The 20349-nt window shown below is 72.9% G+C and carries 25 protein-coding genes and 2 pseudogenes; 16 read left to right on the forward strand and 11 right to left on the reverse strand.

Annotation, left to right across the window (positions count from 1 at the left end; translation table 11 throughout):
- Positions 1-435 (reverse strand): AfsR/SARP family transcriptional regulator (locus JNW98_RS05960; RefSeq protein WP_223767015.1); only part of this gene is annotated, 435 nt, incomplete at its 3' end.
- 127 nt (positions 436-562) lie between these two features.
- Between JNW98_RS05960 and JNW98_RS05965 the strand changes: the two genes are divergently transcribed.
- Positions 563-1384, forward strand: a complete 822-nt coding sequence (locus JNW98_RS05965) for a site-2 protease family protein (protein WP_223767016.1) — start codon at positions 563-565, stop codon at positions 1382-1384.
- A gap of 22 nt (positions 1385-1406) precedes the next feature.
- Here the strand turns inward: JNW98_RS05965 and JNW98_RS05970 are convergent, their stop codons facing one another.
- Positions 1407-1604 (reverse strand): hypothetical protein, encoded by a 198-nt coding sequence (locus tag JNW98_RS05970; protein ID WP_223767017.1) that lies wholly within the window; start codon positions 1602-1604, stop codon positions 1407-1409.
- 176 nt (positions 1605-1780) lie between these two features.
- Positions 1781-2497 (reverse strand): NADPH-dependent F420 reductase, encoded by a 717-nt coding sequence (gene npdG / locus JNW98_RS05975; RefSeq protein WP_223767018.1) that lies wholly within the window; start codon positions 2495-2497, stop codon positions 1781-1783.
- Positions 2498-2628: 131 nt separating this feature from the next.
- Between npdG and JNW98_RS05980 the strand changes: the two are divergent.
- Positions 2629-3249, forward strand: a pseudogene (locus tag JNW98_RS05980) (hypothetical protein); the annotation flags it as partial.
- 515 nt (positions 3250-3764) lie between these two features.
- On the forward strand, positions 3765-5126 hold the full coding sequence (locus JNW98_RS05985) for an MFS transporter (RefSeq protein ID WP_372459172.1): 1362 nt from the start codon (positions 3765-3767) through the stop codon (positions 5124-5126).
- 54 nt (positions 5127-5180) lie between these two features.
- Here JNW98_RS05985 and JNW98_RS05990 read toward each other — a convergent pair whose 3' ends face one another.
- Positions 5181-5597, reverse strand: coding sequence for an SRPBCC family protein (locus JNW98_RS05990; protein ID WP_223767019.1), 417 nt, complete (start codon positions 5595-5597; stop codon positions 5181-5183).
- A gap of 105 nt (positions 5598-5702) precedes the next feature.
- Positions 5703-5933 carry a hypothetical protein gene (locus tag JNW98_RS05995; RefSeq protein ID WP_223767020.1) on the reverse strand — a complete coding sequence of 77 codons (231 nt, stop codon included), beginning with the start codon at positions 5931-5933 and terminating at the stop codon, positions 5703-5705.
- A 74-nt stretch (positions 5934-6007) separates the two neighbouring features.
- On the opposite strand from JNW98_RS05995, the gene map reads away from it, so the two are divergent.
- Together map and JNW98_RS06005 are read left to right on the forward strand one after the other, a co-directional pair.
- Positions 6008-6865 (forward strand): type I methionyl aminopeptidase, encoded by an 858-nt coding sequence (map, locus tag JNW98_RS06000; protein WP_223767021.1) that lies wholly within the window; start codon positions 6008-6010, stop codon positions 6863-6865.
- Between the two features lie 235 nt (positions 6866-7100).
- A complete protein-coding gene (locus JNW98_RS06005; RefSeq protein WP_223767022.1) occupies positions 7101-7772 on the forward strand; it encodes a biliverdin-producing heme oxygenase in 672 nt (223 codons plus the stop codon).
- A gap of 39 nt (positions 7773-7811) precedes the next feature.
- Here JNW98_RS06005 and JNW98_RS06010 read toward each other — a convergent pair whose 3' ends face one another.
- The gene (locus tag JNW98_RS06010) at positions 7812-8381 is read right to left on the reverse strand and encodes a PH domain-containing protein (RefSeq protein ID WP_223767023.1); all 570 of its coding nucleotides are present in this window, start codon (positions 8379-8381) and stop codon (positions 7812-7814) included.
- Positions 8382-8846: 465 nt separating this feature from the next.
- Here JNW98_RS06010 and JNW98_RS06015 point away from each other — a divergent pair, with 465 nt between their 5' ends.
- Both JNW98_RS06015 and JNW98_RS06020 read left to right on the forward strand, forming a co-directional pair.
- A complete protein-coding gene (locus JNW98_RS06015) occupies positions 8847-9956 on the forward strand; it encodes a PucR family transcriptional regulator (RefSeq protein WP_223767024.1) in 1110 nt (369 codons plus the stop codon).
- Between the two features lie 53 nt (positions 9957-10009).
- Positions 10010-10390, forward strand: coding sequence for a MerR family transcriptional regulator (locus JNW98_RS06020; RefSeq protein ID WP_223767025.1), 381 nt, complete (start codon positions 10010-10012; stop codon positions 10388-10390).
- Positions 10391-10418: 28 nt separating this feature from the next.
- On the opposite strand, the gene JNW98_RS06025 is transcribed toward JNW98_RS06020, so the two are convergent.
- On the reverse strand, positions 10419-11081 hold the full coding sequence (locus JNW98_RS06025) for a PhzF family phenazine biosynthesis protein (RefSeq protein WP_223767026.1): 663 nt from the start codon (positions 11079-11081) through the stop codon (positions 10419-10421).
- Positions 11082-11308: 227 nt separating this feature from the next.
- Here JNW98_RS06025 and JNW98_RS06030 point away from each other — a divergent pair, with 227 nt between their 5' ends.
- The 5 genes from JNW98_RS06030 to JNW98_RS06050 all read left to right on the forward strand — a co-directional run bounded on the left by JNW98_RS06030 (position 11309) and on the right by JNW98_RS06050 (position 14891).
- The gene (locus tag JNW98_RS06030; protein ID WP_223767027.1) at positions 11309-11446 is read left to right on the forward strand and encodes a lasso RiPP family leader peptide-containing protein; all 138 of its coding nucleotides are present in this window, start codon (positions 11309-11311) and stop codon (positions 11444-11446) included.
- 142 nt (positions 11447-11588) lie between these two features.
- Positions 11589-13490 (forward strand): lasso peptide isopeptide bond-forming cyclase, encoded by a 1902-nt coding sequence (locus JNW98_RS06035; protein ID WP_504754401.1) that lies wholly within the window; start codon positions 11589-11591, stop codon positions 13488-13490.
- Between the two features lie 3 nt (positions 13491-13493).
- Complete coding sequence (locus JNW98_RS06040; RefSeq protein WP_223767028.1) at positions 13494-13760, forward strand: lasso peptide biosynthesis PqqD family chaperone; 267 nt, start codon at positions 13494-13496, stop codon at positions 13758-13760.
- Entirely contained in the window at positions 13757-14191 is a 435-nt protein-coding gene (locus JNW98_RS06045) for a lasso peptide biosynthesis B2 protein (protein WP_372459173.1), read from the forward strand. Before JNW98_RS06040 ends, JNW98_RS06045 begins: the two co-directional genes overlap by 4 nt.
- Before the next feature lie 43 nt (positions 14192-14234).
- Positions 14235-14891 (forward strand): DUF6875 domain-containing protein, encoded by a 657-nt coding sequence (locus JNW98_RS06050; RefSeq protein ID WP_223767029.1) that lies wholly within the window; start codon positions 14235-14237, stop codon positions 14889-14891.
- Positions 14892-14940: 49 nt separating this feature from the next.
- On the opposite strand, the gene JNW98_RS06055 is transcribed toward JNW98_RS06050, so the two are convergent.
- Positions 14941-15882 carry an oxidoreductase gene (locus tag JNW98_RS06055; RefSeq protein WP_223767030.1) on the reverse strand — a complete coding sequence of 314 codons (942 nt, stop codon included), beginning with the start codon at positions 15880-15882 and terminating at the stop codon, positions 14941-14943.
- 83 nt (positions 15883-15965) lie between these two features.
- Between JNW98_RS06055 and JNW98_RS06060 the strand changes: the two genes are divergently transcribed.
- Positions 15966-16604, forward strand: a complete 639-nt coding sequence (locus JNW98_RS06060; RefSeq protein WP_223767031.1) for an acyl-CoA-like ligand-binding transcription factor — start codon at positions 15966-15968, stop codon at positions 16602-16604.
- Positions 16605-16660: 56 nt separating this feature from the next.
- Here the strand turns inward: JNW98_RS06060 and JNW98_RS36825 are convergent.
- Both JNW98_RS36825 and JNW98_RS06070 read right to left on the reverse strand, forming a co-directional pair.
- A pseudogene (locus tag JNW98_RS36825) lies at positions 16661-16873 on the reverse strand (DUF6255 family natural product biosynthesis protein); the annotation flags it as partial.
- Positions 16870-17682, reverse strand: coding sequence for an ATP-binding protein (locus JNW98_RS06070; RefSeq protein WP_223767032.1), 813 nt, complete (start codon positions 17680-17682; stop codon positions 16870-16872). The pseudogene JNW98_RS36825 and the gene JNW98_RS06070, both read right to left, overlap by 4 nt.
- A 198-nt stretch (positions 17683-17880) precedes the next feature.
- Here JNW98_RS06070 and JNW98_RS06075 point away from each other — a divergent pair, with 198 nt between their 5' ends.
- The gene (locus JNW98_RS06075; RefSeq protein WP_223767033.1) at positions 17881-18735 is read left to right on the forward strand and encodes a helix-turn-helix domain-containing protein; all 855 of its coding nucleotides are present in this window, start codon (positions 17881-17883) and stop codon (positions 18733-18735) included.
- On the forward strand, positions 18732-18953 hold the full coding sequence (locus JNW98_RS06080; RefSeq protein ID WP_223767034.1) for a DUF397 domain-containing protein: 222 nt from the start codon (positions 18732-18734) through the stop codon (positions 18951-18953). The genes JNW98_RS06075 and JNW98_RS06080 overlap by 4 nt, the downstream gene beginning before the upstream one ends.
- Before the next feature lie 206 nt (positions 18954-19159).
- On the opposite strand, the gene JNW98_RS06090 is transcribed toward JNW98_RS06080, so the two are convergent.
- Positions 19160-19507 (reverse strand): hypothetical protein, encoded by a 348-nt coding sequence (locus tag JNW98_RS06090; protein WP_223767091.1) that lies wholly within the window; start codon positions 19505-19507, stop codon positions 19160-19162.
- A 280-nt stretch (positions 19508-19787) separates the two neighbouring features.
- Between JNW98_RS06090 and JNW98_RS06095 the strand changes: the two genes are divergently transcribed.
- The gene (locus JNW98_RS06095) at positions 19788-20345 is read left to right on the forward strand and encodes an SMI1/KNR4 family protein (RefSeq protein ID WP_223767035.1); all 558 of its coding nucleotides are present in this window, start codon (positions 19788-19790) and stop codon (positions 20343-20345) included.
- Positions 20346-20349: the final 4 nt, after the last annotated feature.

Below are 20349 nucleotides of genomic sequence, written 5' to 3' on the forward strand. Positions count from 1 at the left end.
GGCGAGCGCCTCGTGGCCGGGCAGGTCGGACAGGGCGGGCCCGCGCCACAGCGCGAGCGCGTCCTCCAGCAGCCCGGCCGCCTTCACCGGGTCGCCGTCGGCGAGCGACCGCTCGCCCTCGTCGGCGAGCCGCTGGAAGCGGTGCAGGTCGACGTCGTCGGGCCGGGCGTCCAGCCGGTAGCCGCCCGCCACCGACTCGACCGCGCCGGTGCCGAGCGCCCGCCGCAGCCGCGCGACGAGCGCCTGGAGCGCCCCCGGCGCGTCGGCCGGCGGCTCGTCGCCCCAGACGAGGTCGATGAGCGTGCCGGAGGCGTGCCCCCGCCCCGGGTGGAGGGCGAGCGCCGCGAGCAGCGCGCGCAGCCGCGCGCCGCCGAGGGCGACGGGCCGCCCGTCGTCGGTATGGGCCTGGGTGGTGCCGAGGATGCCGTAACGCACCGGGTCATTGTCCCCGCTCGGGCTCCGCGGGCGTTACGACTTTCCGGCGCGACCAAGTACCGTCCTGCCGGTACCCCCCGCGCCGGAGCCTCCGGCCACCCGACGCAGACCTCTGGAGCGCAGAGCCATGGCATCCGACGCGACGCACGCCGAGCGGCGCGTGAGCCCCGTCTTCCTCGCCCTCGTCGCCGTGATGGCGGTGTCGATGTGGGCGGTGTGGACCGACTACGCGGCGAGCCCCGGCTTCGCCGTGTTCCTGTTCGTCGTCTCCGGCTGGGTCGTCTCGCTCTGCCTCCACGAGTACGCGCACGCGCGCACCGCCCTGCACGGCGGCGACATCACCGTCGGGGCGAAGGGGTACCTCACCCTCAACCCGCTCAAGTACACGCACGCCGTGCTGAGCATCGTCCTCCCCGTGATCTTCGTGATCATGGGCGGGATCGGCCTCCCCGGCGGCGCGGTCTTCATCGAGCGGCACCGCGTCCGCGGCCGCTGGAAGCACAGCCTGATCTCGGCGGCAGGACCGCTGACGAACGTCCTGTTCGCGGTCGTCTGCGCGGCGCCGTTCTGGCTGGGCGCGCTCGACGGCGTCCCGACCGCCTTCCGCTACGCCCTGGCCTTCATGGTGCTGCTCCAGGTCTCGGCGGCGCTCCTCAACCTGCTGCCCATCCCGGGCCTGGACGGCTACGGGATCGTGGAGCCCTGGCTGTCGCCGGGGGTGCGCCGGCAGGTGGAGCCGTTCGCGCCGTTCGGGTTCCTGGCGCTGTTCGGATTCCTGATGATCCCGGAGGTCGGAAACGCCTTTCGTGACCTGGTCTACGACGTGATGCAGGTACTGAACGTCGACGCGTTCGACGCGGCGTGGGGACGGCGGCTGTTCGAGTTCTGGGACGCCCCGGGCTGCGTGCCGCCCGCGGACAACCCTTGGGCCTGCTACCTGGGCGGCTGACCAGCGGCCCCGCCCGGCCGCCTCACTCCGCGGCGGCCGCCGCCCGCTCCGCCTCGCGGTCCATCTTCTGCTTGCGGATGTAGAACCAGCCCATGTTGAAGGCCACACCCGCCAGCAGGATCCAGACGGCGCCGATCCAGCTGCCCCGCGTGAACGAGACGACGGCCGCGGCCACCGCGAGGACGCAGACGGTGAGGGCGTAGAGGGCGAGGCGGGGCATGGGGAACGGCTCCTGTCCGGGGACGGGGAACGTGAACGGTGATCCGGCGCGAGTGCGTACGATCCCGGTCATTGTCCCCCATGCCCCTCGGCGGCCCCACGGCCGCCCCGCGCCTCCACGGCCACCCCGCCCCCCGCGGGCACCCGCCCGCCAGCGGGACCCGGCGGACCCGGCGATCAGACGTCCGTGACCCGCAGCCCCGCGTGCGCCTTGTAGCGCCGGTTGACCGAGATCAGGTTGGCGACCAGCGACTCCACCTGGTGCGCGTTGCGCAGCCGCCCCGCGAAGACGCCGCGCATCCCCGGGATGCGGGCGGCCAGCGCCTGGACGATGTCGGTGTCGGCCCGCTTCTCGCCGAGCACCATCACGTCCGTGTCGATCTCCTCGATCGCCGGGTCGGACAGCAGGACGGCGGACAGGTGGTGGAAGGCGGCCGTCACCCGGGAGTCCGGCAGCAGGGCGGCGGCCTGCTGGGCGGCGCTGCCCTCCTCCGGCTTCAGCGCGTAGGCGCCCTGCTTGTCGAAGCCGAGCGGGTTCACGCAGTCGATCACGAGCTTCCCGGCGAGTTCCTCGCGCAGCGCCTCCAGCGTCTTGCCGTGGCCCTCCCACGGCACCGCGACGATCACCACGTCGCTGCGCCGGGCGCACTCGGCGTTGTCAGCGCCCTCGACGCCGAGCCCCAGTTCGGCGGCGGCGGTCTCGGCGCGCTCGGCGGCGCGGGAGCCGATGATCACGCGCTGGCCGGCCTTGGCCAGCCGGTAGGCGAGGCCGCGCCCCTGGTCACCGGTGCCGCCAAGGACGCCGACCACCAGGTCGGAGACGTCCGGAAGGTCCCAAGGGTCCTTGGCCGCGGGCTTTGTTGTGGCAGCGGAAGTGTCAGCGGAAGTCGTCATGACAGCGATACTGTCACGCCCGTCGCGGGCCGCGGCGGGCACCGCCAGGCGCGGGAGAGCCGGGGCACGAACGGGTGAGCCGGGCCGCTTCCCCGTTTTTCACCCGGTTCGTCGCGGCAGGATGGTGAGCCATGGACGCTGTGCGTGTCGCGCTGTTGCGCGAAGTACTCGCCGGGACCGACTGGTTGCGGGACACGCGCCGTTTCGCGAGAACGCTGCGCCGGTCGGCACGGGCGCACGGCGGGGGCCTGCTGCTCGTCGGGACGGCGGAGTACGAACCCTGGCACCTGGCGGCGCACCTGGACGAGGAGGCGGCCCGCGCCGGCCGCCCCGAGCTGCACCCCACGCTCGTCCGCCACCGGGTGCCGCCGGGCGCCCCGGCGCATCTGGCGACGGGCCTGGACCGGCTGGATCGGCTGAACCGTGCCGGTGGCGCCGGGCGCGGCCGGACGCTGCTGGTGGTGGTCCCGCAGGGCGGGCCGCCGCCCGGGGAGTCGCTGCTGGAGCGGGTGGACGGCGTACGGCGCGGTGGGGCGACGGTCCTCGCGCTGGACGGCGGTTCCCCCGGCGAGGGAGGCCGGGAGGTGCGCGCCCTCGCGCACGAGGTGCTGGCGGCACCCGCCTCGGCCGGGCTGGACCTGGACACGGTCCAGCACCTGGTCAGCGCGGCCGCGGGCGAGGACGTACCGCCCGGGCGCCGCTTCCGCGACGGACTCTCCCGGCTGGCCGCCCAGCTCTCGGCGGCTCCCCCGGAGCCCTGCCCGGACGCGGGGTATCCGGGTGAGCTGACCCCGCACGCGGCGTATCCGGGCGAGCCGAACCTGGGCGCGGCGTATCCGGACGCGGCGTACCCGGGCGAACCGTATTCGCCACAGCCGTCCCCGAGACAGCCGCGCCCAGACCAGCCACACCCCCGGGATCCCTGGTGACCGGGCTCGCGCGGCGCCTCCGGGCGCGTAAGGCGCCTCCCCGGCACTCGGCCCGCTCCTCGTCCCCGTCGGCGGGCCCCGGCTCCCGCGTGAGAACGGTCACGCACCGCCGCCGCGTCACCCACCACGCCCGCGGCCGCCCTCCTGGGCAGCGGAGCTCAGCCGCCCACCGCAAACTCCCGTCCCATCGTGGGCTTTTCGCGACATTCCGCGACTTCACCCACCTTCACCCCTTCCATCCGCTCCGTCCCCTGCGCTCCTTCTGGCGCTCCCGGCCCGCGAGGCAGCAGAGGAAAAACGTTTGCTCGTACCACTACGGCCACGGACCATGGACCCCCGTGACCGAGCTCGACCCTTCCACTCCCTCTCCCGAACCCCCCGCCGCGGCACCCGCCACGCCCTCCACCGCGGGCCGGCTGCGGGCCCTCCTGCCCGACCTGACCCCGTGGCGCTCCTCGCGCGACTTCCGGCGGATGTGGATGGCGGGGCTCGTCACCGTCTTCGGCAGCTTCCTGACCTTCGTGGCCCTCCCGGTGCAGCTCAAGGAGCTCACCGGCTCGACGCTCGCCGTCGGCGCGATCGGCGCGGTGGAACTCGTCCCGCTGATCGTCTTCGGCCTCTGGGGCGGCGCCCTCGCGGACGCCCTCGACCGCCGCAAGCTGATCCTCTGGACCGAGGCGGGACTCGGCGTGCTGAGCGGCCTGCTGCTGCTCAACACCCTGCTGCCGCACCCGCTCGTCTGGCCGCTGTACCTGGTCGCCGGCCTGGTCAGCGCGCTCACCGGGCTCCAGCGCCCGGCCCTGCAGTCGATCGTGCCGCGTATCGTCGCGCACGAGCAACTCCCCGCCGCCATCGCCCTGAACACCATGCGCTGGCAGGTCGGCGCCATCGCGGGACCGTCGCTCGCGGGCGTGATAATCGCCTTCGGCGGCCTCCAGTGGGCCTACGCCCTGGACGTCGCCTCGTACGCGGTCTCGGTCCTGTTCACCATCGGCCTGGCCGCCTCCCCGCCCGCGCGCGACGCGGAGAAGCCGTCGATGCGCGGCATCCTGGAGGGCGCCCGCTACGCCTGGAGCCGCAAGGAACTCCTCGGCACCTACGCCATCGACATGGCGGCGATGTTCTTCGCCTTCCCCAACGCGGTCTTCCCGTTCCTCGCCGACGACCTGCACGCCCGCTGGGCGCTCGGCCTGATGTACGCGGCGCCCGCGATCGGTTCGCTGCTGGTCAGCCTGACCAGCGGCTGGGTCTCGCACGTCCACCGGCACGGCCGGATGGTCGTCGGCGCGGCGCTCGCGTGGGGCGCGGCGATGGCGCTGGCGGGCTGGATGGGCAACATCTGGCTGGTGCTGGCGATGCTGGCGCTGGCCGGCGCGGCGGACACGGTCAGCGGCCTGTTCCGCTCGGCCATGTGGGACCAGACCATCCCCGACGAACTGCGCGGCCGGCTCGCGGGCATCGAGCTGCTCTCGTACTCGGTGGGCCCGCAGCTCGGCCAGGTCCGCGCCGGCGGCATGGCCGCCCTCACCAACGTCCGCGCCTCGATCTGGGCGGGCGGCCTGGCCTGCGTCGCCTCGGTCGGCCTGCTGGCCCTGGCGCTGCCCAAGCTGATCTCCTACGACCAGCGCACCGACGAACACGCGGTCCGCATGCGCGAACGCCGGGCGGCGCGGCCCACGGAGGTCGCGGAGGCTGCGTAGCGACCGGGGCGGGGCCGGGGGACCCCCGGCCCCCGCCCCGGCCCCGCCCTCGCGCTACGCGGACTCCAGCAGCCCCTTCAGCCTCTCCAGATCGGCGACGACCATCCCCGCGTCCCGCTCGAACTCCGCGTCGCTCATCCCCTCCTGCCGCCGCAGGGTGAACACCACCTCGCAGGCCGCCTTCCCGTCGGCGATCACGCGCACCGGGTTGTAAACGGTCTCGCCCGACGGCAGCGTCACGTCGTGGTCGAGCACGCCCCAGGGGTTGCGCGGCGCGAAGTCGACCACGACCCGTCCCATCGGCGAGGACTCGGCCACCCACCGGCCGTCGCCGGTCCTCTCGATCGTCTCCCCCAGGCCGAGGGCCCACGCGGGCAGGTGGGCCGGGTCCGAGGCGTAGGTGTAGACGTCGTCGGCGGTGCGCTCGATACGGATGCCGATGTGGCGCGATTCCCTGTCGTTGCTGTTCATGGCGGCGACGCTAGCCGCCGGCCGCCGCCGTTCTCTTGAACGAATCGGACCTCCCCCGAAAGCCCCCCCCCGGAAGCCCCCGGAAGCCCCTGGATGCCCCTCCCCCTACGCCTCCCCGCCCTCGCCGCCCCGCCCGTCGTTCCAGCGCGGGTCCTGCCGCCACTCCTCCTCGCGCTCCCGCGCCGTCTCCATGGCGTGCGACGCCTCCTCGCGGGAGGCGTACGGGCCGAAGCGGTCGGCGGCGCGGCACTGCGGGCCCTCCTCGACCGTCTTGTGCTCCAGGCAGTAGTACCACTCGCCCGGTTTGCCCGTCGTGCGCCTCTTGAACAGGGCCATGTCTCCTCCTTCGCAGGTCCTCCGCGACCTCTCGCCCCCATGCTCCCCGACCGGCCGTGACTACACTCGCAGGCATGTCTGGCCAGTCACTTCTCGTCCCCGGGAAACTCTCTCCCGCCCGCCCCGTACCCGCGTCGATCCCGCGCCCCGAGTACGTCGGCAAGGAAGCGCCCACCCCGTACGCAGGACCCGAGGTCCAGGACGCCGAAACGATCGAGCGGATGCGGATCGCGGGCCGCATCGCCGCGCAGGCGATGGAGGAGGCGGCCAAGCACATCGCGCCCGGCGTGACCACGGACGAGCTCGACCGGGTCGCGCACGAGTTCATGTGCGACCACGGCGCCTACCCCTCGACGCTCGGCTACCGCGGTTTCCCCAAGTCCCTCTGCTCCTCGGTGAACGAGGTCATCTGCCACGGCATCCCCGACTCGACGGTGCTGCGCGACGGCGACATCGTCAACCTCGACGTGACGGCCTACATCGGCGGCGTGCACGGCGACAACAACGCGACGTACCTCTGCGGCGACGTGGACGAGGAGTCCCGCCTGCTCGTGGAGCGCACCCGCGAGGCGCTGAACCGGGCGATCAAGGCGGTCAAGCCCGGCCGCCGGATCAACATCATCGGCCGCGTCATCGAGTCGTACGCCAAGCGCTTCGGCTACGGCGTGGTCCGGGACTTCACTGGCCACGGCATCAACTCGTCCTTCCACTCCGGCCTGATCGTCCCGCACTACGACAGCCCGCACCACGACACCCTGATCCAGCCCGGGATGACGTTCACCATCGAGCCGATGCTGACGCTGGGCACGTACGAGTACGACATGTGGGACGACGGCTGGACGGTCGTCACCAAGGACCGGAAGCGGACGGCGCAGTTCGAGCACACACTGGTGGTGACGGACACGGGCGCGGAGATCCTCACCCTCCCGTAGACCGACCAGGACGACCAGGACGGCCAGGAGGGCCAGGACGACCAGGACGACCAGGACGGCCCCTCCCGCGGGAGCGGCGACGGCGGTATCGTCTTTCCGACAGTGCGTCGGGAAAACGATTGACTTAGGTAAGCCTAACCACAGACAATCGGCTCACGGGACGCTTCGGCGCCTCGTGGACCGGTTGTTCGTCGCTCGCCCGTCGCTCCCGTCCCCTCGTCACCGGAGGTCCGCCGTGGACTCGCCCGACACGAACCCGCTCACCCCGTTCTCGACGCTGATCCGCACGGCCTCCCACGCACAGCACACCGAGGCCGAGAACTCGTCGTTCATGAGCGACCTGCTCGGCGGCCGGCTCGGCATCACCGCCTACCGCCGCTACACCGAGCAGCTCTGGTTCGTCTACCGGGCCCTGGAGGCCGCCGCCCCGCTCCTCGCCGAGGACCCCGTCGCCGGCCCCTTCCTCCACCCCGAGCTGGCCCGCACCGGGCAGCTCGAACGCGACCTCGCGCACCTGGGCGGCCCCGAGTGGCGTACCGGGCTGGCGGCCCTGCCCGCCACCGAGGCGTACGCCGCCCGGATCGAGGAGTGCGCCCGCGACTGGCCCGCCGGCTACGTCGCCCACCACTACACCCGCTACCTCGGCGACCTCTCCGGCGGCCAGGCCATCCGCGGCACCGCCGAGAAGACCTGGGGCTTCGAGCGCAAGGGCGACGGCGTCCGCTTCTACGTCTTCGAGGGCATCGGCAACCCCGCGGCCTTCAAGCGGCGGTACCGCGAACTGCTGGACGCGCTGCCGCTGGACGACCTGGAGAAACAGCAGGTCGTCGCGGAGTGCCGGCGCGCCTTCGCGTTCAACACGGCGGTGTTCCGACAGCTCGGCGAGGAGTTCCCGCTGAGTGCGTGAGGGGGGCGCCGGACGGCGGACGGCGGGCGCCGGCCGGTCTCAGCTCCCCAGCAGGACGACGACAAGCCCGACGACCACCAGCACGGCCCCCAGGATCATCCCGAACACCCTGGGCGTCACCCGGTCCCGCCACCGCAGCGGCGGCCGGCCCCGGTCGGCCGGACCCGTGGCGGACTCCCACCAGTTGACGACCTGCCGGTAGGCCACGTCGAAGTCGGGGGCGGGGTAGAAGTAACTGTGGTGAAGGCCGTGCAGGGTACGGCGACGCCCGTCCGCGAGCGTGACCCGGACCGCGCGGGTCTTCTCCGCCCCCACCCCGATCTCGCGCACGTCGATCCACCGGATCTCGTGCCAGGGATAGGTCCGGCCGCGCCCGAGCCCCGACGAGGTGGTGATGCCCGCCGACCCGACCACCGTCCGGCACCGGCGCGCATAGAGGACCGCGAAGACGATGAGCACGGCCGTCCCGGCGAGCGCCCAGCGGAAGCCCACTGCGCCCGCCTGTCGCTCGAGTGCCGCCAGTTCGCCGGTGAAGATCAGCAGGATGACCACAAGGCGCCCCCCGCTCGGGCGGTACCTGTCCTTGCCCCGGAAGATCAGCTCGTTCATCGCACGCACACCCCGCCTCGGCTCCGAGGACGCCCGTTTCCCGGCCGGGAGCGTGCGGACGAATGGCCGAGGCCGGACACGTTCATGGGTGCTTCTTTCTTGCGGTCGTGCGAGCGCGGTCGCGCTTTCCTGAGCGGCAACCGGCCGCCGACGGCGGCGGGCCGGTGAGCGGGCGGAGACCGGCGGCCGGGCCTTGGTGCCCGGCCCCGGCTCATTGCCGGGACCGGGCACCAAGGTCACCCCGTTTCCCCCCCGGCCGATGGTGACCTGCGACGACGTCGAAACGCACTGCCGGAACCCGGCAATCTTCAAGCCCCGTTCGCTGCCGCACCCGCCCCCACTTCGACGGAGCCCGGCGTTCCGGGACCCGGGCCGCCAGGGCCCCGAGGAGCGTCTGTCACCCTGATCCTTCGACCGGGCGCGTCAGGGAATCGTCAGGGACGCGCCAAGAAAGCGGGAGGGGACGTGACACGGGAGGCATCACCCGGCACATGGGAGGAAACACCCGACCACTACGTGACGGGCTACGCCGACATCCTCCTCGAAGCCTCGGCCACCGGCCGCCGGCTCCGCCGGGAGGAGCTGGACTCCCGGCGCGCGCTGGGCGAACGCGCCGCGCGCGGCCCGTACGGGTTGCGGACGCTGATCGGCGCGCACCTCTCCGCCACCCGCGCCCTCACCTCCGCCCTCCCTCTCACCACCGGAAGCCGTGACGCGCGGGCCGTCATGGACGGCGTCCTCGCCGCGACGGAGCAGGCCGTGGACGCGTTCGCCGACGGCTACGAGCGGGCGCGGCGCCTCGCCGTCCGCCAGGAGGAGGCGGCCCGCCGCGAGTTCATCGACGACCTGCTGCACGGGCGCGGCGACCTGGGCAGGCTGGCGGAGCGCGCCGAGCACGTCGGGCTGCGCCTCGCCCACACCCAGGCGGTCGCCGTGGCGGCCGGCCCCGAGCCGTTCGGCGATCTGCACCGCGCCGCGCGACAGGTGGAGGCCGCCCTCGGCGCGCGTTTCGACGAGCACCGCGTTCTGCTGGCGACGAAGTCCGGCCGGCTGGTCTGCGTGGCCCCGGGCGAGGGGCGCGACCTCGTCGACTTCTTCGCCGAGCGCGCCCTCGAAGCGGCGGGCGGCCGCGGCCGCGTGGCCGTCGGCCGTCCCCAGCCGGGCCCGGGCGGCGTCGCCCGCTCGTACGAGGAGGCCCTCAACGCCCTCGACCTGGCCGAGCGGATGGCCCTGCCAGGACCCGTGCTGCGCGCCGAGGACCTGCTGGTCTTCCCGGTCCTCACCCGGGACCGGCAGGCGATGGCCGACCTCGTCCGGTCCACGCTCGGCCCGCTCCGGCAGGCGCGCGGCGGTGCCGAGCCGTTGCTGGAGACGCTGAGCGTCTACTTCGACGCGGGCTGTACGGCCGCCGAGGCGGCCCGCCGGCTCTCCCTGAGCGTGCGCGCCCTCACGTACCGCCTGGAGCGCGTCCACCGCTACACCGGCACCGACCCGGCCGACCCGCTGCACCGGTACACCCTCCAGACGGCGGTCATCGGGGCACGGCTGCTGGGCTGGCCGGAGCAGGAAGTCTGAGCACGGCCGCGGCCGTTACGGGAAACGTGCAGACCGACCACAAGGGGGATCACATGCGCATCGGAGAGCTGGCGGAACGCACGGGCACGTCCCGCCGCCTGTTGCGTTACTACGAGGAGCAGGGGCTGATCGCCGCCGGCCGGTCCGCGAACGGCTACCGCGAGTACGACGAACGCTTCGTGGACCGCGTCCTCCAGATCAGAGGACTGCTCGACGCCGGGCTCCCGACCCGCATCATCAAGCAGATCCTCCCCTGCCTCGACAAACCGCGGAACATCTACTTCTCCGACGCCACCCCGGAGATGCTCGGCACGCTGGAGCGGGAGCGGGACCGCATGTCGGCCCGCATCCAGTGCCTGGAGCGGAACCGGGACGCGATAGCGGAGTACCTGGACGCCGTACGCGGCGGCCACCCGGACGAGGCGGCAGCCTGACAGGCCCCTCTCCGAGCCCGACCGTCCGTCACACCACCCGCTCCTCCACGACCTCGGCCCGCCCGCCGACCTCGATCGTCCCGTCCGGCAGCGGCCGCGTCACGATCCGCGACCCGACGCCCTGCCGGATGTCCAGGGCGCGGCCGAGTTCGGCGGTGAGGACGAGGGCGGCGGCGCCCGTCGCCTCGTCCTCCGCGATGGCGTCGCCCCGGCGCGGGAAGGCCCGGGCCCGTACCCGGCCCGCCGCCTCGTCCTCCCAGGCCCAGGCGTAGAGCCAGCCCTCGCCGGGCGGCGGCGCGGGCAGCGCGTCGACCTCCGCCACGGAGGCGTACCGCTCCATGCGCCGGCCCGAAGCCCACTCGGGCCGGCCGGCGATCCGGATGACGTCCCCGTCGCGGCGCACCGGCACCTCGCCGGCGGGCGGCCGCAGCACGTCCACGTCCGGGAGCAGCGAGGCGACGCCGATGAGGGGGTGCCCGGCGAACGGCAACACGACGCTGGGCGTGCGGATGTCGACGACCCCGCGCTCCGCGTCGTCGACGAACACCGTCTCACTGAAGCCGAGTTCGGCGGCGAGCGCCTGCCGCCGCTCCGCACCGGGGACGGACGCTCCGTCGAGAACGACGCCGAGCGGGTTCCCGCCCGCACCGTCGGGACCACGGAAAACGCTCAGTATGTGAATGCGAATCATTTCCCTATTCAACGACACCGCGTGACCGCCGGAATGACGCACACCACATACCGAGCGTTTTCTTGCACCTCCGTTTACCGCCTCGCGCATATGCCGCCCAGCCACTCCACCGCCATTCCGGCATTCCGCCCCGCCCGCGGTGCGACGCAGGTCACAGGAGGCCGCCGGGGCCGGTGCTACCTTCCGTCACCGCTACTCAATTACCCATGCAAACAGGGGAGGTTGTCATGAACGAGCAGTCCGAGCAGACGCAGGCGCCCGCGGAGTACATTCCGCCGACGCTGGTCGAGGTGGGCGAGTTCTCCGAGGACACGCTGGGCTCCAGCGGCCGGTCGCCCGACTGGTTCTTCAACTACAACTGGTAGGTCGTGGTACGGAGTCGGGCGTCCGCGCGAGCGGAGCCCGGCTCCTCCGACCCTCCCGGGGGACAACAGGGACAACAGGGATGACGGAGACGACAAGGACGACGGGGACAACAGGGACGACGGGGACGACGGGGACGACGTAATGACAGACACGACGGCCGGATTCACGGTCCTGCCGGACACCGCCGGCGGCGCGGCGGTCCGCCCGCTCGTGCCGTTCGCGGACGCCCGGGTCCTCACCCACGCCTCCGGACGCCCGTGGCTGGTCGGCCGGTGGCACGACGACGTGCTGGTCGCCGCGGCGGGCGGCGTGCGCCTGGCGGTCTTCGGCTCCACACCAGCCGACGCCGCCCGGCTGGAACGCGTCGCCGCCGCCCTCACCCGCCCCGCCGACCTCGACCGCCACCTGCCCGCGCTGCTGGGCTCCTGCCACGTCCTGGCGTCGGTGAACGGCGGCGTCCGCTCCCAGGGCAGCCACTCCGGCCTCCGCCGCCTCTTCCGCACCCGCGTCGACGGGATACCCGTCGCCGCCGACCGCTCCGACGTCCTCGCCGCCATGACCGGGAGCGGGGTGGACGAGGAGACGCTCGCCCTGCGCGTCGCCTGCGGCCTCCAGGTGCCCTACCCGGCGAACGCGCGCAGCGCCTGGTCCGGCGTGCACGCGCTCGCCCCGGACCACTGCCTGCTGTGGGACGGCGACCGGGAACGCGAGACGGTCTGGTGGCGCGCGCCCGAGCCGGACCACTCGCTCCGCGACGGGATCCCGGCGGTACGCGACGCCCTGACCGCCGTGGTCGACCGGCGGCCGCCGCACGCGGGCCGGCTGAGCACCGACCTGTCCGGCGGCCTGGACTCCACGTCCCTCGCCTTCCTCGCCGCCCGGCACACCCCCGGCCTGCTGACCTTCCGCTGGGCCGAGGCCGAGGCGGGCAACGACGACACCGTCTACGCCGGCCGCGCCGCCCGGCTGCTCGACCGCGCCGAGCACCTGGTCGTCCCGCAGCACGAACTCCCCGCCGTCTTCGCGGAGCCCGGCACCGCGGTCTCCGCCGAGGAGCCCATCTCGCTGACCCGGGCGACCGCCCGGATCCGCCGGAGCGCCCGGCTTCTCGCCGACCACGGCGCCCGCCGCCACCTGGCCGGGCACGGCGGCGACGAGCTCTTCTCCCCCACCCCCGCCTACCTGCACGACCTCATGCGCACCCGGCCGCTGGCCGCCCTCAAGCACGTCCGGGCGTACTGCGCGCTCACCCGCTGGCCGCTGCGGGCGACGCTCGCCGAGGTCGCCGACCCCGGGGCGCACGACGCGTGGTGGCGTGCCCAGGCGGACGAACTGACCGCGCCCCGGCCGTCCCAGCGGCGCCCGGTGCTGGGCTGGGGGCTCGGCCCCATGCGGGCGGCGCCCTGGACGACGGCCGACGGCACCGACCTGGCCCGTACGCTGCTGCGCCGCACCGCCGACCGCGCCCGGCCCCTCGCCGGCGGCCTGGCCGCCCACTCCCTCCTCCTCATGGTCCGCTCCAACACGTCGGGTTACCGGCTGCTGTCCCGGATGTACGCCGAGGCGGGCGTCGCGCTGGACATGCCCTACCTGGACGACACCGTCGTCGACGCCGTGCTCCGGGTGCCGGTGCACGAGCATGCCGGGCCCTGGCGGTACAAGCCCCTGCTGGCCGACGCGATGCGCGGCGTCGTGCCGGATCCGATCCGGACGCGGTCGACGAAGGGCGAGTTCGGCGAGGACGTCCGCCGCGGCCTGCGGGCCAACCTGCCCGCGATCCTGGACCTGTTCGACGGCTCCGAGCTGGCGGCCCGCGGCCTGATCGACCCCGCGGAGCTCCGGCGGCAGCTCGCGCTCCCGCAGCAGGACACCACGCTGCCGCAGGCGCTGGAGAACCTGATCGGCTGCGAGACGTGGTTGCGGGCTGCGGCCGGCGCGGCCACCGGCAGCACAACACCGGCGTGCACAGCCACGTACAGCACCGCCACGTACAGCACCGCGCCGACCCCCGACCGCACCGGCACCGCACCCCGGAAGGGCTGAACCATGCGCATGCGCCTCCACCCCGACGTCTCCATGACCGACACCGACGACGGCACCGTCCTGCTGCACCAGCGCACCGGCCGCTACTGGCAGCTCAACACCACCGGCAGCCACGTCCTCCACCGCCTGCTGGACGGGGACACCCCCGAGGCCGTCGCCGCCGGCCTCGCCGCCACCCACGGCATCCCCGAGGAGCGGGCCGCGGCCGACGTCGACGCCGTGCTCGGCCGGCTGGCCGCCGCCCGGCTGACGGTGGCGGCGGGCTCGTGAGCCAGACCATGGCCCTGGCCGAGCGGCACCGGCTCCCCCTGATCCGGCGCGCCCTGCCGCTCCTGGCCGTCGGGGCCGCGCGGCCGCTCGCCCGGCTCTCCCCCGCGCGGCTGCGCGCCGTCCTGGAGTTCGCGCGCCGCGGGGCGGCACCGGCCCGCGCCGCGCAGGCGGCGGCCGCGCGCGAGGAGGTCGTGGCGGTGAGCATGCGCTGCGCGGGCCAGAACTGCCTCCAGCGCTCCATCGCCACCGCGCTGCTGTGCAGCGCCCGCGGCGTCTGGCCCACCTGGTGCACCGGCGTGCGCACCCACCCCTTCGCCGCCCACGCCTGGGTCGAGGCCGAGGGCCGGCCGGTCGGCGAGCCGTACCCGGAGGGGTACTACAAGCCGCTGCTGACCGTCCCGCCCGCCCGCGCGGCCGGTCGGCGGGCCTGACCCCGTGCCTCAGCCCTTGGAGCCCCTGGGAGGTGCCCCTTACATGACGACGACCGCGCACACCGACGAGCACGAACCGGTCGATACGCCACCCGGCGCTGCCGCCCCGGGCCTCCGCCTCGTCGAGGCCCGGACCCCCGCCCCGACGACGGTGGACGTCACGGCGTACGTGGACGCGATGTCCGCCCACTGCCCGTACCTCGCGCCGTCCGTGGAGCGGGAGTTGACCCACTGGACGATGTACGAGGCCGCCGGGGACGCGGCGGACGTCGAGGCGGCGGTGTTCGAGGCCGGGGTGCTGTCCGCGGAGTGGCTGCGGACCCAGGCCGACCGCCGGCAGGCCACCCTGATGTGCGAGAACATCGTGGTCTCCGGGGTCGGCCGGGAGCTGCTGGCCTGGCCGCACTGGGCCCTGAAGAACCTCTACACCCCCGTCGGGGTCATGTTCGGCAAGTTCCCGGTGGGCGACCAGATCGCCGACCACCACGGCCGCGTCATCCCCGAACCCCCGGTCTCGTTCCTGGCCGTCCGCTTCGTCGTCCGCGCCCGCGACCCCCTCTTCCTCAGCCGCACCCCGGACCTCGCCGACGCCGTCGCGAAGGCGGAGGACGACGGGCGGGACGTCTTCGAGGCACTCTCCCTCTCCCGGGAGTGGAAGGACGTCAAGCTGTGGGCACGGGAGCGGCTGCCGAAGGAGTGAGCGGCGCCCCGGGGCCCCGGGCGCCCGCCCGGCGCGCCGCCGCCACCGGTCACACCGCGGCCGGGAACGCGTACCGCACGTCCGTCGCCCGTTCCGACAGCTCCCACAGGCGGCGGCCGGTGGCGGAGTCGGCGGCGGCGGGGGCGAGGACGACCTCCTTCGGGTCACCGCGCAGTTCGCCCGCGCCGGAAGGCCCGATGAACAGGCCGCCCTCCAGCCCCGGTTCCGTGGCGGCGTACAGCTGCGGCAGTGCGCCCTGCTTGGGCCGCTGGGCGAGGAGCGCGTTGCCGACGCGGCCGAGGAGAAAGCGCTGTAGCGCGCTCGACGACTTCATCTGCAGGCCGCTGGCCGTGTAGCCGGGGTGCGCGAGCAGGCTGCGTACCGGGCTGCCGGCGTCGGTCAGCCGGCGGTGCAGCTCCCGGCCGAAGACCGCGTTGGCGAACTTCGACTGGTTGTAGGCGCCCATCGGCGAGTACCGGCGCTCGCCGGTGAGGTCGTCGAAGTCCAGGCCCGCCTTGCGGTGGTTGACCGAGCTGACCGTGACGACGCGCGGGTCGCGCCCGGCGGCCAGCAGGTCGAGCAGCAGCCCGGTGAGCGCGAAGTGGCCGAGGTGGTTGCAGGCGAACTGCCGCTCGTGCCCCCACGGGGTCAGCTCGCGGGGCAGCGCCATCACCCCGGCGTTGTTGACGAGCACGTCGAGGTGGGCGTGGTCGGCCCGCACGCCGTCGGCGAAGGCTTGGACCGAGTCGGGGTCGGCCAGGTCCAGGTGACGTACCTCGGGCTCCGCGCCCGGCCGCCCGGCGGCGGCGTCGACGGCCGCCTGATGCCCCTTCTCCACGTCCCGGACGGCCAGGATCACGTGCCCGCCCCGGCGGACGAGCGCCCGGGTGGTCGCGAGGCCCAGCCCGCTGTTGGCTCCGGTGACGACGAACACCCGGCCGTCGAGCTCCGGGATCCGGTCGGCGGTCCACTGCCGCTGCTCCTTTGTCATGAGACACACGCTGCCGCGCATGTCACTCGGTGTCAAGATGTCACCGAGTGACGCGTGCGGCACCCGGCCGGTACGATGACGCCGTGAGCCCCGACCCTGCACCCACACCCGCGCCGGCCACCCCCGCCGCCCTCAGCCTCGCCGAGCGCAAACGCCGGCTCGTCTCGGACGAACTGTCGGAGGCGGCGCTTCAGTTGCTGGCCACCAAGGGGTTCGACGCGGTGACGGTGGACGAGATCGGGGCCGCCGCCGGCGTGTCGAAACGGACGTTCTTCCGCTACTTCGCGTCCAAGGAGGACGTCGTCGTCCGCTTCCTGGCCGACATGGGCACCGGCATCCACGCCGAGCTCACCGCCCGCCCGGCCGGCGAGCCCCCGTCCACGGCCCTCCGGCACGCCGTCTGGGTACCGGTCGCCGCCTGCGCGGGTCACTCGGAACGAGCGTTGCGCGTGGTGCAGTTGATCCTGCGCACCCCCGCCCTGCTGGCCCGCTTCCTGGAGCGGCAGGCCGAGTGGCGCGACCACCTCGCCGCCGAACTCGGCCGCCGCCACGGCCTCGACCCCGAGATCGACCTCTATCCCCGCATGGCCGCCGGAATGGCCCTCACCGCTTTCGACGCCGTCCTGAGGCGCTGGAGCGACAGCGAGGGCGCGGAGGATCCCGCGGACCTCCTGGACCGTGCGTTCGCGCTGATCACCCCGGCCCTCGACGCCGTCGGCTGAGCCGCAGGCAGCCAGAACTCGGCCCGACTGCGCCCCCAGCGGCTCAGGTGGCGCACGGTACGGGCGATGACGGTGGCCGCGGCGCGGTCCGCCCGCACGGCGTCTTCCGGAGACGACTCGACGACGGGCGGCAGCTCACGGGGCCGCAGAGCGCCGTAGTCGGTGAACCGACGGGTGCCACACACCCGACACCGCTCCTGGCCACCCGCCGCCTCCCACCCGTCGAGATGCCGGCAATGCCCGACGAGCCTTCCGACGGTCCGCTTCATGATGCCACCGGCCCCGGGCAGCGAAAGGCGCGGCTGCGGCTGGGGCAGGCGAGCAGCATGAGGCGGACGATCCGCCCGTCGAGGGTCGACCACTGCAAGGGCAACTTGCGCAGGCCGTGGTCGAGTTCCCCTTGCGCGTACCCGACGAGCGAGCGCGCCGGGATCCGCGCCACCGGCCGATCGTCGGCCAGCCGCGCCTCCAGCCAGGCGACGCACGCGGCGATGTCGGCGAGCTGACCGGCGTGGAGGGAGGCGGGTTTGCGCACCCATGCGGCGGAGGCGTCGTTGACGGCGGGCGGCTTGGAGGAGTCGGGGTCGGTCTCCTCACCCCGCGTGGGGAGACCGGACCCGGCCCAATAGAAGGCGTGCCAGTGCGACGCGTCCCGCTCGACGCCCAACGACAACCGGCCGAAGACGACCTTCCCCCCGCCGGGTGACCGCTCCGCACCCCACGCACCACCGGTGAGCCGGTCGACGATCAGCAACCCCCGACCCTCCTCACACTCCCGCACCCCGTACGCCGACGGCCACTTCACCGCCGACAACACCGACGACCCGTCCCGCACCCGCACGTGCAACACCCCGTCCCCCACCCGCAACGCGAGCCCGCACTCCCCCTCCCCCACGTGCTTCACCACGTTCGCGAGCAGTTCACCGACGACCACCAACGCGTCGTCCACCACGCCCTCCTCCAGCCCCCACCAGCGCAGTTGCAACCGCACGAAACTGCGCACCTGCGGCAGCTTCGTCGGCGAGGGGACGAGGGCGAGCGACATCTCAAGCTTCATGTCGTGCACGGAGAGGGTCATCGCAGCTCCAAGCGCGGGCAGCGCAACGCACCAGGGCAGAGGCGGACTTCGGGTCACGCCGCGAGTGCGCTGTGTGATGGTGGCGATACTGGACCCTCCGACTTCCCTTAGGCAACTATTCCTACGACGTAGTTCACGAACGAGTGAGTTGGCATATGACAGCTGTGCGCATCCCGACAGGTGGGCCATCATGCAGCCATGCCTCAGAGCGACATGCCCACCATGCGGAGTAAGCGCCTCGGCAACGAGCTGCGACGCCTGCGCCGGGCCCAGGAGCTGACCGTCTCGGAAGTGGCCGACCGCCTGGAGTGCGGCCAGCCCAAGATCTCCCAGATCGAGAACGGCAAGCGCGGCATCAGACCGATCGACCTGACCATCCTGCTCGACCTGTACGGGGTCACCGACGAGAGCCACCGTCGAAGCCTCAAGCAGCTGGCGAAGGACATCCACAAGGTCGACTGGTGGACCTCACAGGGCCCGCTCCTGCACGGGGCATTGAAGGACTACCTCACGCTGGAGGCGGATTCGGAACTTGTCCGGGAGTACGAGCCGTCCGTCATCCCGGGCCTCCTTCAGACAGAGGCATACATGCGGCGACTCTTCACCGCCGTGAAGCCGGCCGACCAAGTCGAGCCCCTCGTGCAGGCACGAATGAGGCGGAAGGAACTGCTGGACAACCACCCCGGGTTCCGCCTGAACGTCGTGATCGACGAGCCCACGTTGCACCGCATCCCCGGCCCCCGCACGGAGGCGAGCGAACAGCTTCGCTACCTCATCGAGGCGGGGCGGCGCCCGAACGTCATGCTCCAAGTACTGCCCCTCAAGGCACGCCTACCTATCGACCAGTACGTCCCGTTCAGCCTGTTTCGCTTCAGGGGCGAGGCAGCGATCGATGTGGTCTGGCTGGAGCACACGAGCGGCGGTACGCTACTTGAACAAGTGTGCGACGTGCAGGTCTACATGCAGGTTTGGTCGGTGTTCACAGCCGCAGCTCTCTCCCCCTCGGCTTCCCGCTCGTTTATCGGGGAGCTCATCAAGGAAAATAGATCATGATACCCAGGCCGCCGATTCCGCTTCCCCCTCGGGAGGAAACTCGCTGGACGGTCAGCAGTTACAGCGGGCGGGACAACAACTGCGTTGAAATCGGCGAACCCTCGTCGCGAACGCAGGCCGTCCGCGACACGAAGGACGCCGCCCGCAGGACCACGCTGACCTTTCCCGCCGCCTCGTGGCAACCCTTTCTTGAAGCGATCGCGCGCGAGACGCTGTAAAGACCGCTTCGACGGGCCAGACGAAGCCCTCGGCCGCTCGCGCGGCGGGCTGACGACGAAAACCCATCGCGCCCCGGCCGGCGGGCGACACCCCCGCACCCGGCCCAACCACCTGAGTGGTGACAAGGATGCGCCGACAGGCGCTCGAAGCGGCGCCCGGCCGTGACAACCGGACAGTCAGACGCCGCTTCCCGTCCGCGTCAGCCTCAGGAGAAGATGACTGACCGAAGCTTCAGACGCTCGCTTCCGTACCCGGTGTGCGGGCGCAGGGTGAACGAGTCTCCTGTGCAGTTCGGCTCGGTGAACACCTTCGCGTATGCGTCGGTCCGGTTGCGCGGGGAATGGGCCGGGGAGCTGGAAGCAGGGTCAGCGACTTCCGGGAGGGTGATGCACTCCCGACTGTCCGGGTCGTCCACAACCGCGACTTGAGGACGGCCGTCGAGACCGCTGTACGTGTACTGAAACTGCCCGTCCGCGGCGGAGGCGGAGGCAGGAACGCTCAGGACCAGGAAGAGGGCGCCCAAGGAGGCGACAGCAGTATCACGCAGACGCATGGCGATGTTGTCCTTTGCCTTCGTGAGTGACAAGTGCGAAAGCACTCTCTCCTCCGGCCATGTCATCCACGCAGTCGTCGTCTGCCAAATCGATTCGCCCTCACCCGTACGAGCGCTCCGTCATCTTCAGCCGGCTCCAGCCCGTTCCGGTGCGCATTCCGCACCACCCGTACCGGACGGATCCACGACGCGCGCGCAGCCATGAAGCAGTGACCCGTCGGAGCCGCGGTGCGCCAAGGTGCGGCGGAGCGGGCCCGGACGTCGTTGCTACGGTCGGCGGGTGGAGAGCTGGGACGAGGGCGGTGTGCGGGCTCGGATACGGGACATGGCCGCACGGGACCCGGGGCGGGCGCACTTCGGGGCGGATACGCACCGGTACGAGCTGGCGCCGGCGCTGCCGGAGGCCGAGATCGGGGCGTTCGAAGAAGTCCACGGCATCGAACTCCCGGCGGAGTACCGGTCCTTCGTCGCAGAGGTGGGCAACGGGCCCGCCGGGCCCGGCCACGGGTTGATGCCGTTGACCGCGCCGCGCCCGGAGGCCCACGAGGACTGGGCGGTAGACGACGAGTGGGAAGCAGACCGGCTGCCCGGCCGACTCGCCCAGCCGTTCCTCCTCACCGAACCGCTGCCCGGCCGGATCGGCGCACCGACCGGTGAGCTGACCGGTGAGCTGACCGGGGGCACGCTCATGCTGGCCGAAGAGGGCTGCGGCATCTACAGCAGGCTGATCCTGAACGGCCCTCGGAGGGGCGAGGTCTGGCGGATCGACCCGGACTGGGGCGGCTTCGTCCCGGTGAGCCCCTGTTTTCGCACCTGGTACACGGAATGGGCGCGGTAGGTGC

The sequence above is a fragment of the Streptomyces huiliensis genome (genome assembly GCF_020037025.1).
Taxonomy (GTDB): Bacteria; Actinomycetota; Actinomycetes; order Streptomycetales; family Streptomycetaceae; genus Streptomyces; species Streptomyces huiliensis.

Excerpts from the sequence above, each read along its gene's own strand:
- JNW98_RS05965 (WP_223767016.1), top strand. The coding sequence starts at position 563 with ATGGCATCCGACGCGACGCACGCCGAGCGGCGCGTGAGCCCCGTCTTC.
- JNW98_RS05970 (WP_223767017.1), bottom strand. The coding sequence starts at position 1,604 with ATGCCCCGCCTCGCCCTCTACGCCCTCACCGTCTGCGTCCTCGCGGTG.
- npdG (WP_223767018.1), bottom strand. The coding sequence starts at position 2,497 with ATGACGACTTCCGCTGACACTTCCGCTGCCACAACAAAGCCCGCGGCC.
- JNW98_RS05990 (WP_223767019.1), bottom strand. The coding sequence starts at position 5,597 with ATGAACAGCAACGACAGGGAATCGCGCCACATCGGCATCCGTATCGAG.
- JNW98_RS05995 (WP_223767020.1), bottom strand. The coding sequence starts at position 5,933 with ATGGCCCTGTTCAAGAGGCGCACGACGGGCAAACCGGGCGAGTGGTAC.
- map (WP_223767021.1), top strand. The coding sequence starts at position 6,008 with ATGTCTGGCCAGTCACTTCTCGTCCCCGGGAAACTCTCTCCCGCCCGC.
- JNW98_RS06010 (WP_223767023.1), bottom strand. The coding sequence starts at position 8,381 with ATGAACGAGCTGATCTTCCGGGGCAAGGACAGGTACCGCCCGAGCGGG.
- JNW98_RS06020 (WP_223767025.1), top strand. The coding sequence starts at position 10,010 with ATGCGCATCGGAGAGCTGGCGGAACGCACGGGCACGTCCCGCCGCCTG.
- JNW98_RS06025 (WP_223767026.1), bottom strand. The coding sequence starts at position 11,081 with ATGATTCGCATTCACATACTGAGCGTTTTCCGTGGTCCCGACGGTGCG.
- JNW98_RS06030 (WP_223767027.1), top strand. The coding sequence starts at position 11,309 with ATGAACGAGCAGTCCGAGCAGACGCAGGCGCCCGCGGAGTACATTCCG.
- JNW98_RS06035 (WP_504754401.1), top strand. The coding sequence starts at position 11,589 with ATGACAGACACGACGGCCGGATTCACGGTCCTGCCGGACACCGCCGGC.
- JNW98_RS06040 (WP_223767028.1), top strand. The coding sequence starts at position 13,494 with ATGCGCATGCGCCTCCACCCCGACGTCTCCATGACCGACACCGACGAC.
- JNW98_RS06050 (WP_223767029.1), top strand. The coding sequence starts at position 14,235 with ATGACGACGACCGCGCACACCGACGAGCACGAACCGGTCGATACGCCA.
- JNW98_RS06055 (WP_223767030.1), bottom strand. The coding sequence starts at position 15,882 with ATGACAAAGGAGCAGCGGCAGTGGACCGCCGACCGGATCCCGGAGCTC.
- JNW98_RS06070 (WP_223767032.1), bottom strand. The coding sequence starts at position 17,682 with ATGACCCTCTCCGTGCACGACATGAAGCTTGAGATGTCGCTCGCCCTC.
- JNW98_RS06075 (WP_223767033.1), top strand. The coding sequence starts at position 17,881 with ATGCCTCAGAGCGACATGCCCACCATGCGGAGTAAGCGCCTCGGCAAC.
- JNW98_RS06080 (WP_223767034.1), top strand. The coding sequence starts at position 18,732 with ATGATACCCAGGCCGCCGATTCCGCTTCCCCCTCGGGAGGAAACTCGC.
- JNW98_RS06090 (WP_223767091.1), bottom strand. The coding sequence starts at position 19,507 with ATGCGTCTGCGTGATACTGCTGTCGCCTCCTTGGGCGCCCTCTTCCTG.